This is a genomic window from Pontibacter toksunensis, from assembly GCF_042686245.1.
GTDB classification, from domain to species: domain Bacteria; phylum Bacteroidota; class Bacteroidia; order Cytophagales; family Hymenobacteraceae; genus Pontibacter; species Pontibacter toksunensis.
Map to the genome: position 1 here is coordinate 41,178 of NZ_JBHUOX010000024.1, position 14,160 is coordinate 55,337.

At 50.6% G+C, this 14,160-nt stretch carries 4 protein-coding genes; 1 reads left to right on the forward strand and 3 read right to left on the reverse strand.

What is annotated here, in order from left to right; genetic code table 11:
* Entirely contained in the window at positions 1-5,229 is a 5,229-nt protein-coding gene (locus ACFS7Z_RS22385; protein WP_377489843.1) for a PAS domain S-box protein, read from the reverse strand.
* A gap of 348 nt (positions 5,230-5,577) precedes the next feature.
* On the opposite strand from ACFS7Z_RS22385, the gene miaA reads away from it, so the two are divergent.
* A complete protein-coding gene (gene miaA / locus ACFS7Z_RS22390; RefSeq protein ID WP_377489944.1) occupies positions 5,578-6,495 on the forward strand; it encodes a tRNA (adenosine(37)-N6)-dimethylallyltransferase MiaA in 918 nt (305 codons plus the stop codon).
* 73 nt (positions 6,496-6,568) lie between these two features.
* Here miaA and tamL read toward each other — a convergent pair whose 3' ends face one another.
* Positions 6,569-8,959 (reverse strand): translocation and assembly module lipoprotein TamL, encoded by a 2,391-nt coding sequence (tamL, locus tag ACFS7Z_RS22395; RefSeq protein WP_377489846.1) that lies wholly within the window; start codon positions 8,957-8,959, stop codon positions 6,569-6,571.
* A gap of 3 nt (positions 8,960-8,962) precedes the next feature.
* On the reverse strand, positions 8,963-14,083 hold the full coding sequence (locus ACFS7Z_RS22400) for a translocation/assembly module TamB domain-containing protein (protein ID WP_377489947.1): 5,121 nt from the start codon (positions 14,081-14,083) through the stop codon (positions 8,963-8,965).
* Positions 14,084-14,160 lie beyond the last annotated feature (77 nt).

A 14,160-nucleotide genomic window follows, 5' to 3' on the forward strand; every position in this document is an offset into this window, starting at 1 on the left:
CTAACAGAGTATAATTTCTTTATAATATTTGCGATAGTTTTCGTAATGAGATTGCAATCTGGAGATATTATCGTCTAAATGCTCCAAATGGTCTTGTTTAATGTCATGCTCTAGTTGTTTGGCAAGCTCAGCGAGCGAAACAATCCCCAGCGTGAAGCCGGTACCCTTTAGTTGATGCAATGTACTTAAAATACCCGTGTAATGTTGTACCTCCAAGTCTTTTTTGACCTCTTCGAGCAGCAGGGCAGCCTCTTCTTCAAACTCAGAGTAGAGCTGGTTCACAAAATCGTCTCCGCCTATCTGTTTTAGCTGCTCTACTACCTCCAAATCTATAATCGACTCAGGTGTAGCTACTTCTTCTAAGGCAGTATCGTGCTGTGCTTCGGCTTCCTGCGGGTTATTCCTGCCATATTGCTCCCATTTCACGATGATGGCATGCAGGTCGGCACCCTTCACTGGTTTCGAAACATAATCGTCCATGCCCTGGCCCATAAACTTCTCAGCGTCGTCTTTCATCGAGTAAGCTGTCATGGCCACAATAGGAGGGCAGGCTCTACCCAGCTTTTCTTTGATGATGTTGGTGGCCGTTACTCCATCCATCTCCGGCATCTGAATGTCCATGAAGATGATGTCATACTGGTTTTTGATGGCCAGTTCAATGGCTTCGTAGCCATTTGAGGCAGTATTTGTGATGCAGCCAAGGCGTTCCAGAAGCTTCTGTGCCACTTTCTGGTTTATCTGGTTATCATCCACGAGCAGTACCGTTGGCTGGTGTTGCAGGATCTGCGGCTCCGGATTGTCCTGCAACTGGCGCTCCTGGTGTTCCTTCACCTCCGCCGCACTAGCTTGGCGCACTTTAATATCAAACCAGAACACACTGCCATCGTGCCCTTCAGACTCTACTCCAATGTCTCCGCCCAGCAATTGCGTCAGCTGCTTTGAGATTGCCAGCCCCAGCCCCGTGCCACCGAATGTCTTCGTGGATGAGTTGTCGAGCTGCATAAAGTCACTGAATAGAAGTTGCTGGTCTTCCGGGGAAATACCTATGCCTGAGTCTTTCACACGCACGTGCAGCCTGTAATTATCCTTGTCGAGCTTTTCCGCATCCACATTAATACTCACTGTCCCCGCATTGGTAAACTTGATGGCATTTGACGTCAGATTTGACAGAATCTGAATCAGGCGTGTTTCGTCTGTATAGATAAAGCGCGGGGTATTAGGAGTGATGTTGTAGGTAAATGTCAGGTCTTTTTGCTGCGCCCTGTTCACGAACAGCGAGTGGATCTTGCCCAGCGTCTCGTGCAGGTCTACACCACTCTCATGGGTTACCAGCTTACCGGCCTGTATCTTGCTCAGGTCCAGAATATCGTTCAGAATGGCCAGCAGGGCATCGGAGGACTTGCGCAGGGTGTCGATGTACTCGCTTTGCTCCGGGTCGGTGTTCACTTGGTTGAGCAGGTCAATCATGCCAATGATACCGTTCATTGGCGTGCGTAGCTCATGGCTCATGTTGGCTAGGAACTGTGTCTTCACTTTCAACAGGTTCTCTGCCTCCTCTTTGGCCTTTAACAGCGCCTTCTGCGTACGCTTGAGCTCTGACACGTCGCGGGCCACTCCTTCAAGGGCAGCAGGCTTGCCGTTCTCATCATACGTAAGGCGTGAGTCAATAAGCACTGTCTTGTGCTCTCCGTCTTTGCAGATAAGTTCTACTTCCATGTCGCGGAAGCTCTGCTCTTTCATTACGCGCTGTCGTAAGCGGGCCAGGTCCTTTAGGTCGCTGAAGAAATTCACGAGTCTTTTTTGCAGTACTTCTTCTTCTGTATAGCCCAGCAACTGCGCAATCGAAGGGCTTACCAGTTCTATCACACCTTCTAAAGAGCTGCGGTAGTAAACGTCCTGGAACGACTCAAAAATGCGGCGGAACTTCTTCTCGTTGTTTGAGAGTGCCAGCTGCGCCATTTTCTTGTCTGTCATGTCGAGGGCCATACCGGATATTTCCTCGAAAGAACCATCTGCCAGGTAGATCGGGCTCAGGTATACTTCGCGCCAGATACCGGTTTGCTGTATGTATACCTCAAAATGTTGTGGATAGCCCCTGAAGGCCTCTTTATACTTTTCTTCCCAGAAAGCATAGGAGCTCTCATGCGCAGCTACAATAGTGTTATCGTCGATGCGGGTGAAGGGCTGCAGGGCGTGGCCACTGCGGGTTTCGAAGCTTTCTGCAAAGTTCCGGTTAAAGGAGGTAAGCTCATAGTTGCGGTTCATCGACCACATGTGGTGCGTACCACTTTCAAAGATGGCGTTCAGCCTAGCGTTCTGGTTGTTTATCTGCTCCTCGTTTCGCTTCCGCTCGATGGCCAGGGCCACCTGGTTCGAGATAAAGTGCAGAATCTCAATGTCGGTGTGCACATACGCTTCCGGGTTCTGGTAGTCCTGCAGCATAATCACCCCGATGATGCGGTCTCCGATGGCCAGTGGCGAGCACAGAATCACCTCAGGCGTGGCGCCGAAGAGGGTCAGGTTCTCACGCTGCTCCAGATCCAGCAGCGCCTGCTTCTGCATGTATAGCGGCTTGCCTGTCTGAATGATGTACTCTGATAAGCCTGTTGAAAAGGGCCGCCCTAAATTGGGCCTTACTGCTTTATCGATGTACTGGTCTACGAGGTACACAAAGTTGAGGTACTTCTGCTCGTTCTCTACCAGTGCAATGCTGATGTTCCGGGTTTCGATGATCTTGCTCAGCTCCCGGTGAATGGCAGAATAAAGCGAGTTAAGGTCTTTGCTGCTGATGGCCAGGTTGGCGATACTATAATATACTTTCTGCAGGCGCTCCGCTTTGATACGGTCCGTAATATCGTGCAGAATGGCGCGGGTTGCCACTGGCCGCCCGTCCTGCCAGCTGCAGGTAATACTGCCGATGAGGTGAACGGGCTTACCAGCTTTCGTCAGGAACACCGTCTCAATCTTGTTCACATTCTCGCCCTTGTAAAGGTTGCGCAGCTGGTAAATGAGCTTTGCTTTGTAGTAAGGGTGTACAATGTCGTTTAGTGTAAGCGACTCAATGTCCTGATCGGTATAGCCGAGGCGGTCTTTCCAGGCTTTATTTACAAAGATAAACTTGTTATCGATGGAGATGTTCTGGATAAGGTCATGGGCGTTATCAAACAGGTCCTGCAGTCGGATTTTGTTATCCTTCAGGGCTTCCATGGCAATACGCTTGTCCGTCATGTCCTTTCCGACACTGGTCACACCCGTCACCTTGCCTTCCTGGTTATACTCGAACATGCTGTTCCAGCGCAGCGTCTTCAACTGCCCGGACTTAGTTACGATGTCGCGCTCGTAGTAGGAGCTCAGCTGCTTCGTCTCCAGCCTGTTATAGTGGTCCTCCAGCCGTTGCGCCTTTTCATGATCCGGCACCAGAATATCGAAAAAGCTTTTCCCAATCAGCTCCTCCTGTGTGTACTCTACATACTTCAGGAAGTAGTTATTGGTAAATGCAATGTTGCCTTTCGTATCGAGGCTGTAATAGATCAGGTTAACCTTGTCCAGGAAGTTACGGAACTGGTCCATCGACTCCCGCAGTACCTCTTCCCGCCGCTTGGCCATCTGGGCCTGTTTGCGCTGCGTAATGTCCCGCTTAAATGCCTGTATATAGTGGTCCCCGTTAATGGTGAGGCGGCTAACGCTTATTTCCGCGTCTAATAGTGTGCCGTCTTTACGGCGGTTCTTCCACTCAAAGGTCATCGGCTTACCAGTTGCCAACACCTCCTGCATCAGGTATTCCGCCTTCTGTACAGAATTAGAACCATCTGGCTGCAGTTCCGGCGAAAACGCTGCGGGGCTGTGTCCGATAAGATCCTCTCGTGTGCAGCGGAAGAACTCTATGGCTTTCTCGTTACACTCTACCACCACCCCGTCTTTAAATAGTAGAATGGCATCGTAAGACGACTCGAAGAGGAGCCTGTACTTGTCTTCCGTGTTGATGAGCTGCTGCTGCAACTGGTGGCGCGCGATGTACTGCCCAATAGCCGAACCTATAAAATCGAGGAGTGCCACAAAAGACTGTGTCATGCGGTGCTGATCTGCCGACCACACCAGGATAAGCGCCAGTAGCTCTTTCTCAGTTGTAATTGGAACCAGCGTGGTTTGGCGGTACATGGTTGCTTTCAGCTGCTCCTGAAGCCGTGCCAGTGCCCTTGGTTTGTCTTTTGTCAGCAGCTGGCTGACAAACTCCGGGTCTAACGTAAGTTCATCCGGTATGCTGTAAGTGCCGACTTCACCGGCAGAATAAGACAGCGTTACCTTCCCGCTACCAGGTATATAATTATACACGCACCCCCCTGCCGCATCGCTCTTCTCCAGAAGCTCATTCAGAGTGATATGCAATACCTCATACTGGCTATCGGAGGAGGAGAGGTTGGTAATCAGCTGGTTCACAAACTCCAGCTGATGATTCCGGAAGCGAATGTCCTGCTCCGTGCCAATTACCTCGTTCAGGTTTTTCACAGCACCATACAATACCTCCTGGTGCTGGAATATCCCTTTCTGCAGCGTTATCTCTACAGGAAGCAGGTCGTTGTCATTTTCGTGGAGCCACCATTCAAACTTTTGCTTTCCGCCCTGCAGTGCCAGCTGAATCTGTTTTTTCAGGGCAACACGCTCAAACAGGTTTAACTGGAAGCTGTTGGATACAGTCTTTCCTATCAATGCTTCTTTGTCCTGTTTTAATAGTTGAAGCGTTGATTGGTTTATATCAATAAAGCACCCTTCGCTGTTGAGAAGAAAGAGGGGCTCTGAGCTGGCATCAAACACATGGTGATAATCATCCTGCTCCACAACCCCGGAAAGCTGTGTTACTGAAGCCAGTTCCACACACAGGAACGCCTCCTCCTGGAAATGCATCAGGCGTGTTTTATAAGCACAGGCGGGCGCCAGGTAGTCGGGTAATTCTCCAGAAATCACCTGCTGCTGCATCACTTTTTCTACCATCAGGGCATACTCCTCCTGTGTCAGGCATAAAAGATCCTGCAGGCTGGCTACGGTGCTGCTGCCGTTTAAGGCGCCCGGCACAAAGTTGTTGACCTGCCCATTCACGGCAAGCACCATACCCTCCGTACGGGCTATGGCTAACCCATGCGACGGCTCAGTCAGTTGCTCCAATACCTGAAGTAAGGCATTGGCATTATGGGCGGGGGTGACGCTTGTTTCCTGGTCAGATAAAAGGGGCATACTATCTTCGGCTAAAAGTAAAGTACATAAAGAGATTTTTTCAACAGCACCCGCATGCGCGCGTCACTTATAAATAAGCGATAAATTAGTAAAAATTTGTTTCTAAGGCTATTGTTACGGCATATAAACATAATTTTACTGCTCTAAATGCTTCCGTTCGCTAAATTTAGGCGCTTGTTCATATAAAAAAACTGCTTTAGGTCTCTTCATACACCTCATCCCCAGGCTGTATTTGCACCAGACAGGCACCGGAGGCACATGAAGGGAAGCAGCCAGGTTTACCTAGCAAAGCAGGAACTGCTACCTTAGCAGGTGGAATATATGCCCACACATGAAAGAAGAATGGCAATGACACAGAAGCAGAAACATTTAGTGGTGGTGGTGGGGCCAACGGCCGTTGGTAAAACAGACCTGTGCGTGCAGTTGGCAAAGCATTACGGGACTGAGATCATTTCGGCTGATTCCCGGCAGTTCTTCCGGGAGATGAACATTGGAACCGCCAAGCCTACTGTTGAGGAGCAACAAGGCGTGCCGCATCATTTTGTGAATTCCCATAGCATAGCTGAAGAATACAATGCCGGAGCTTTTGAGCAGGATGTGCTGGCGTTGCTGGAACAGCTTTTCCAGCAGCACGATGCTGTTATCATGACGGGGGGATCCGGGCTTTACGTGCGTGCGGTGCTAGAAGGTATGGACGAAATGCCTGAGACAGACCTCGCGGTACGTGAAGAGTCGAGCCGGCTTTATGAGGAGGAGGGGCTGCAAGCGCTGCTGGACAAGCTGCAGGAACTAGACCCAATCTATTTTGCGCAGGTAGACAAAGGCAATCCGCAGCGGGTCATACGGGCAGTGGAAGTGTGCGTTTCAAGTGGTTTGCCGTACTCCTCCTTCCGCAGAAGTGAGCAGCAGGTGCGCCCTTTCAATATCATCAAAATTGGCCTTACCCGCGACAGAAGCGAGCTGTACCAACGTATAGATAAGCGCATGGACCTGATGCTACAGCAAGGCCTGTTGGAAGAAGCAAGAGAACTGTATCCGCTCCGGGAGCACAACGCCCTGCACACCGTAGGCTACAAAGAGATTTTTGATTTCCTTGAGAATAAGTATGAGTGGGAGGAGGCAGTGCGCCTGCTAAAGCGCAACAGCCGCCGCTATGCTAAACGCCAACTAACCTGGTTTAGAAAGAACCCGAATGAGTATACCTGGTTTGAGCCACAGCAATGGCAGGAGATAGTGGCCTATATTGATGAGCGAATGAAGGAATAATTATGAATAACTGAATCTTGAGTGACTGAATAAATGAAAATCATATTTTTTTCATTTATTCAGTCACTCAAGATTAGAATGGATAACCGATGGCAATATTCAGCACCATACTGTTTTCGCCGCTGAAGCTTCCGTTAAAGTCTTTTAGCACGTTCCGCTCTCCTTTGGGTAGGTGAGGTACCTGAACAGGAATACCTATATCGAAACGCAGCACGAAAAACTCCACGTCCACCCTTAAGCCAAACCCGGTACCTATTGCCAGTTGGTTGAGGAAGCCACTGGAATCGAACGTACCGCCCGGGCGGATGGGCTCTCCATCGTCATTTAACTCATCCCGGAATAACCAGATGTTACCAGCGTCCATAAAAACTGCTCCTTTGAAAAAACCAGTAATTGGGAAGCGGTACTCCAGGTTACCCACCAACCTGATGTCACCCACTTGGTCGAAGAAAGAGAAACTGGTTACCTGCGCTGTATCTCTATAGGCGCCAGGGCCAATGCTTCGGGCTCTGAAAGCACGGATGCTGTTGGGACCACCCACGGAGAACTGCTTAACATAAGGGAGGGTGGTGGAGTTGCCTAAAGCAAAGCCCGCACCCACTACCAGTCTTGTAACCAGCTGGCTCTCTTCCCCGAAATTGAGGTAGTGCCTGAAGTCGTTATCAACCAGCACGTACTGCGAAAACCGGTTACCAACTATGGTACGGGGTTCTTCGTCTGTTGGTGGAGGGAAACCTGTAACAGACTGAAACGCATTTAATGAGTTGCCGGATAAGTCTAAAATTAGTCTGTCGAAAAATTGATTTGTCCTGTCTTCGAACACCTGAGTGCTATAGGTAAGCTGGTAAATGGAGCCGACAATAAACTGGTTTTCAAAACTGCGCTCCAGGAAAGGGTTACGATCCAGGTATTTATCAAATTCAGGAGTTGTGTTGGCTAGCTGTACATACTGCAGGTTAATCGGGGTAACATCGATCGTCAGCGTTTGGGTTGGGCGATAATTATAGCCATAGGTAGCGCTGAAGGAGTTCATCTGGAAAAAGCCCACCCGGTTCAATAAGCTGGCTCCTACACCTATACGCGTCTGTGGGGCGAATTCAGTGCGGAGGTTCCTGAGATTGAACGGAGACAGGATGCGGGGTATTGTGAGTGACGCCTTGGCACTGATTTCGTAGGATGTCAGGTTCTGGTTACCTGTCGGCTCTATACCTTCCGGTGCGGGGCCTGATCCTCTGCCTCCTACATAAGACTCAAAGGTGCCGGTAAAGTCTACACTCAGCAGCTCTGAACCTTTAAAGGCGTTCTTGTTCTGGAAAGACACGTTTATTCCCGGACCGGAGAAACCGTTCGATTTACTTACCATCTGCGCCTCTGCCCGCAATGACTTCTTCAGTGCAGGAGTCAGGTAAATGAACGCGTCTAATGCATTGTTCTCAACAGTATCTACTTCATACTCTATGTTCACAAACTTATAGGCTGGGAAGGCGTTTAGGCGCTTTGTTGTCAGCAGGTGCTCTTCCCGGGTGTAGAGGCTGTCCTGCTCCAGGAAGACGCCCCGCAACAGGTGCTTCGCCCGCACATAGTTCTCATTCGGAATGTAATGGTAGCCCTTATAGTCGATGGTGTCATTTGTGGCTAAACTATCGCCCACAGAGTAGTTTGCGAAAATAAAGATATCATCCAGGGTGTAAGGCTGCAGGGCTTTTGCACTGGCGGCATTTTTAACACGCAAAACCACGTCCACCAGTCTTTCACCGGGTTCGCCTACAGTCGTGTCTGCAGAATAAATCAACAGCTCCGGACTAAAGAAGTAATAGCCTTCATTCTTGAGCACACCATCTATACGCACACGCTCTGCTGTCATGGTTGCCAGGTCGTACGGCTCTCCGGTTTGCAGGAGTGACTCCTCTCTTGTTTGCTCTATGTCGCGGTGTACAGGTAAAGAATCGTTCAGGGTATAGGCGATTTTTCGGAAACGGTAGGGTTCTCCTATTTTTGCCGTCCAGCTTACCGATGCTTTTTTGTTTTCGATAGTAGTTGTGCTGCTTACGGTATTGTTAAAGTAACCCCTGTTGTGCAGGCGGCTACTCATAATCTGACTGACGGTTGCTGTGTCCAGCTCTGAATAAAGCACAGGAGGTTCGCCTAGCTTTGTCATGATCCAGTGCTTCAGGCCTTTTTCCTTTTCAGTATAAAAAGCATTGTATATGGCCAGTTTAGGGCGCAGGCCTAGTATAGAGGCATTGGGTTTTGGCCGTACCGTCTGGCTTAACTCTGTCTCCAGGTCAGCGGAGCGGTTACTGCTGTCCTTCTCTCCTTTAACTTTTACATCGTATTCCCAAAAAAGGGCTCTTCCCTCCGGCACAACCTTCGTAACGCTGCAACCTGAAGAGAGCAGGAGCATTAGCAGGAGTGGCAAAATATATGTGCCTTTATACTTAGGTAAAGGTTTTCTGATTAACATAAATTATTGTTCTATACCCTCTTCTTGTAGTTCTTTCTCTTCTTCTTTTATAGCCTGTTGCTGCTCGCGGATCTTTTTGGCCTCCTCCAGCTTTCGGGCTTCTTCTTTGCGCTGCACTGCCTCAACGCTGCGGAACAAATCAGCAAAGTCATTGTATTCCCGCACATAAATCAGCGACAAGCCTGTGGCGCGCACATCGCCGCCTTCTAATACGCCTTCATACTGGTTGCGCTGGAAACCGCGCACCCGCAGGCGGCCATCCTCGGTAAGAGAGTATTCGACTGAAATATCACCTCCAAACCCACTCATGGTCTGGTTCGAGCGATTACCACCCTCCAGGCCAATGTCGGTGCCAACCCGGACAGTAAGCCTGTCGTTCAGGAACTGCTGCTTCAAGGCTACGTTAAGGTCTGTGCGGCCCTGGGCTGTGCCGGAGGAGTGATCCTGGTAGGAATCCACACCAAGCTCCAAGCCCAAGCCTCCAGCGTAGCGGCTGGTAAGGGCATTCAACTGGTCGGAAAGTACACCACTCAGGCTGTTTCGTGCAGAGGCCTCCAATCCTCCCCCGGAGCTGGCAAGTGGGTCGGGGGCCAGGAAGCGATTGAGCACCAGCAGCGCAAATACCTGCTTGTTCAGTTCTGCCTCATCCTGGCGCAGGTTTCCCAGGCTGCTTACCACCTGCTCCGGTACGTTTCCTTGCTCTTCTTCTGCCAGCTGTATATCAAAACTTATATCCGGAGTGAGTAAATCGCCTTCTACATTAACCAGCACCTGAAACTCAACCTGGTTTTTCAAAGCCGGGTTTTCTACTCCGGCAACCTGTGAGGCAACCAGTTCCTGAGGGGCTGTTTCTACATTATAGATCGCCGTGATGTCCATAGTGGCCTGTAGTGGATCGCCAGACCAGCTGATGTAGCTGCCCTCGGCTATATCCAGCTCGCGGGAAGCCAGGTCGTAGAAGTCCATGCTGTAACGGCCGCTTTCAATAGTATAGCGACCAGACATGTTGATTTCCCCGCTTGGCCGCATGCCAATAAAGAGCGGGTCTGCTGTTCCGCGCACCACCAGGTTATCGCCGGTGATAGGGTCCAGTACAATTGTGATAGGGGTGGTTTCCGTTACCGTTATTTCCGCTTCCACATCAGCACCAACAAAGCCCGTTATCTCTACGGAGTCCTGTTCCTCTGGCCTGCTGATGATTTTAGTTAAATCCGCGTTGAGGTTCACAAACTCCACTATACCTTCCCGCTCAGCTGCCCCGGTCGATTCTGCCGGGATTACGGTGGTGAAGTTGGAGCCATCCAGCACACGGGCAGTCACATCTACCTCGGGCTGTGCCATGTTGCCCCCAATGGTAGCGTCTGCTGCCACAAACACAGTTCCGTAAAAAAGTTCGTTGTTTTCAGCAGTAGAGTTCAGGGCCAGGAACTTGTCTGTTTCTACACTCAGGGCAAATTGAAAGTCAGTATACGTCTCCGTCTCTATGATTCCCTCTACCACCAGGTCGTTGCCCAGCGAATCTGTGATAGTGAAGTCAGGGAAGCGGATGCCCTGCTCATTAAACAGCAGGCGCTCGTCTTCTAATGTGAACAGGGAGCCAAACATGGCGATGTTGAACTGGGCCTGGTCGAAGTTAAGCTGGCCGGTGATGTCCGGGTTCTCGACGGTGCCTGTGATACGCAGGTCGCCGCTTGCCTTGCCGTCCATCTGGTTTACCATGCCTGCCGTAAAGCCCTCCAGAGAACTTATGTTCAGGTTCGCAATGTTAGCATCCAGGTTCAGAAGTGTTGCGTTTGGCTGTGTTTCAACAAACCCGTTCACGAGCACCTGGTTTCCGTTGTCTGTTAGCTTGGCATCAATGTTATAGCGGTTTTCGCCGGCACTGCTGGCCTCTAGGGCTAAATCGCCTACAGGTGTGCCTTCATAAACAAGGTCAGTCACAGCCAGGTCTGAAGTGAAGCTCAGCGTGCCTGACATGATGTTGTTCAAGGTGGCCTCCCCGTTTATAGTACCGGCAATCAGGCTGTCCTGAGGGTCCTGAAACGTGCTCATAATATAGCCGATATCAACATTGTCGAAACCGATGTTAAGGGGCGCAGTCGGGCCAACAGGTCCTGAGCTATTCAGCGCAATTGCCTGGTTATTGTGCTGCAGCACTACGTTATTGGCGTAAATAAAGTCTGTGCCAAACTGCAGGTAGTTATCCTGCGGCACATCCCAGTCATCTCCGTTAACTACCAGTTGGTCCGGATTGAAAGAGAAACGATAACCTTGTCCTTCACTGTTCAGTGTGCCTCCAAGCACAAAGCGGTCTCCGTTCTGCAGGCTGTCACCCGCAATGCCCAGGCGTACGGTTAAAGCATCATCAAGTGCGGCACCCTCCAGCGTGATATTCTGCATTTGAAGGGATGGTGACACCAGGCGCTGCAGGTCGAGGTTGTAGTTTAGCTCGTTCTGGTCACCTCGTAGCCGTAGGTCCAGGTCGCGGAGGGTATAATCTGTATAGGTGATGGCATTCACATGACCGTCCACTACTAGTTGCTGTGTCTGTGCATTATATGCTCCTGTAATGGCCGTGTCTATCTGAAGCTGTGTCAGCCCCGGTACAAAGGCTTTAATGAGGTCTGTCTGTTTCAGGTCCAGCACAAACCGGAAGTCCTCTAAATTCACGTCAGCCGGATAAGGCGGGTCTGGCTGCAAATCAAAGTAGTTGGAAAAGTACTTCTGCAGGGCAGTTGGCAATGTTGCCAGTGAGTTCTCGAAATGCATTTCAGCATCCGCTACATCTGACGTTAGATTCAGTTCTGCTACTTCGCCTGTCTGCTCTAAGGTGAGAAGCAGGGAGTCTATCGGGTAAGTCGTTTCATTATAATTTACTACCAATTGCTCTCCCTGCAGGGTGCCACTCAGCGTGCTGGGGTCAGCGCCTGTAAACTCGCCCTGCAACTGGCCCTGTACAGCCAGTGGCTCCGGGTACAGGTTCAGAGCTTGCAGGTCAGCCTCCCTCAAATCAAGGTTGAAGGCATAAGCGGCCTGCAGCGAATCGCGCATGTTAAAGGTGCCGTTCAGGTCAAAGTTGAGGTTCTCATCTTCTGCGTTTGCTTCTACCTGGTATAAGCCACGATCGATGCGGGCATTTACGTCAATGTCGTTGTAGGAGTAGCCGTTGTAGTCAAACAGCTGAATATCGGCTTCTACCACAGCTTTCATCGTTTCCGGTGTCAGGCCGTTTCCGGTCGCTTTTGCTGTCAGTGCTACCTTACCCAGTCCCAAACTATCTGTCATCAACTGCCCCAGGTCAAAGCCACCGGAGCGGACCGTGGCGGTAAAGTTTTCGTTGGCGTCCATGTCTACTACGGCCGCTACGTTACCAAACGAGCTGCGCAGGTCGGCTTTGGCATCGAAGGCAGTGAGTGTTCCCTGATAATTTCCTTCTAAGCTTATCTGGCTCGGTATCCGGAAGTCAGGTGGAATAGTGCCGGCAGGAGCGAGCGCAAGTATATCGGTTCGGGTAGTGGTAAAGCGGTCGATGTTCAGGTCGAGGTACAGGTTGTCCGGGTCCATGGCATTTCGCACTACCCCGCTTGCATCCACATACGTGTCTTTCAGGCCAGCCAGCTGCAGGTTATTGATGCGTAGGTTGTCTAGTTGACCTGACGCTTCGGCTTCTATTTTGATACTAGAGTTGGCGATGCTCTTAAAGGATGGATCTGCCGCCAGGTCAGGAGCGAAGTACAATACATCCTGCATCCCAACGAAGCTATTGTTGATGTCAAGCTGAAGACTTACCTGCGAGGGCTGCTCGGTGATAGCCTCCAAAGAAGGGTAGGTCATAGCAAGGTCGTTCTGCAGGTAGCTGTTGCCTGTTCTCAGGTCCAGGTTTTTTAGGCTGGCGCTTGTAGAGTCCATCTCAATCTGTGCTTCGAAGTTCTTCAGGGCAAAGCCGCTCTGCTCCTGCAGGGTGAGCTGGTTCAGGTCTACCCGTACCTGGTTGAGGCTGTAGAGTATGTCCTGGGCATTTAGCACGATGTCGGTGAACAGCAGGTGATCGTAATCCATACCCTGAGTTTGCTTCGGGGCATCGTTGTCGAACTGCACATCCAGATCCGACACATCCAGCTCACCCAGCGTTACCACCCAGTTCATGGGCTGTCCGCTGGCCTCTTCCACCGACTCATCAAGTTCTTCAGCTGTTCGGGCCGGGTTCACAGCCAGCGAGTCGGCAGGGGTGTACTTCTCCTGTACATACTTTACGTCTGCATTGCGCAGCATAAAGCTTTGCAGGTCAACACGGGCATCCTTCAGGTTTATGTTGTCTGCCACCAGTTCCGACTCTTCCAGGTCCAGTTCAATGCGCTGGTTAGATGGGTAGCTCAGGAAGCTGACACGTATGTTGTCCAGCGCCACCCGGTTCAGGCCAAACTCCAGTTCCAGCGGTTCATAGGCTGCAGTGTCAGGCGGAGGAAGCTTCGTCTGCTCATAGTCTACCCAGGTATTGGCCAGTTCTATTTCATCAACTAGGTAGCGTTGTGCATCCAGGTCTATCTCGTCCATTGTTGTTTCCAATGCCCCAACCCGGCTCTTTATGTAATTCCCGCCTGCTTCGTCCCTGAAAACGAGGTACACGTTGTCAAGAATGACGGTGCCCAGGCTGATTTGCATGGCAGCCGAGGCGGTATCAGCGGGCTGAGGGGCTGCCGTGGTATCTGTGGCAAAGGCCTCTGTTATAAAGTCAAAGTTGGTCGTGCTGTCCTCGCGGATGTGTAGTTTAACGGTCGCGTTCCGCAGGTTCACCTCGCCCACGTTCAGCTCCCCGGACAGCAGCGAGAAAATGCGCATGTCCACACCCAGCCTTTCACTGTACCACAGTGTGTCTTGCTGCTGGTCCTCCACATACACTTCCGTCAACACCAGTGTGTTGCGCCAGTCAGTGGTGAAGCCGCCAATTCTTACTTCGGTATTGAGGGTATCGGATAGGTAGGCAGCTCCCTTGTTAGCCGCCCAGTTCTGCACCTGCGGAAATTGCAGTGCAATCACTATAAGAATGAGGAGTCCTATTACAATGGCAAGAGGCCATAGTATTACTTTTAGGATAATTCGTCCAATATGTTTAGCAGAAGCGATAGTAGTGCGATGTTAGTTTGTGCTCTGCTTTTACGGAATTATAGTGATATGGATAGATTAAATGAAATATTTATAAA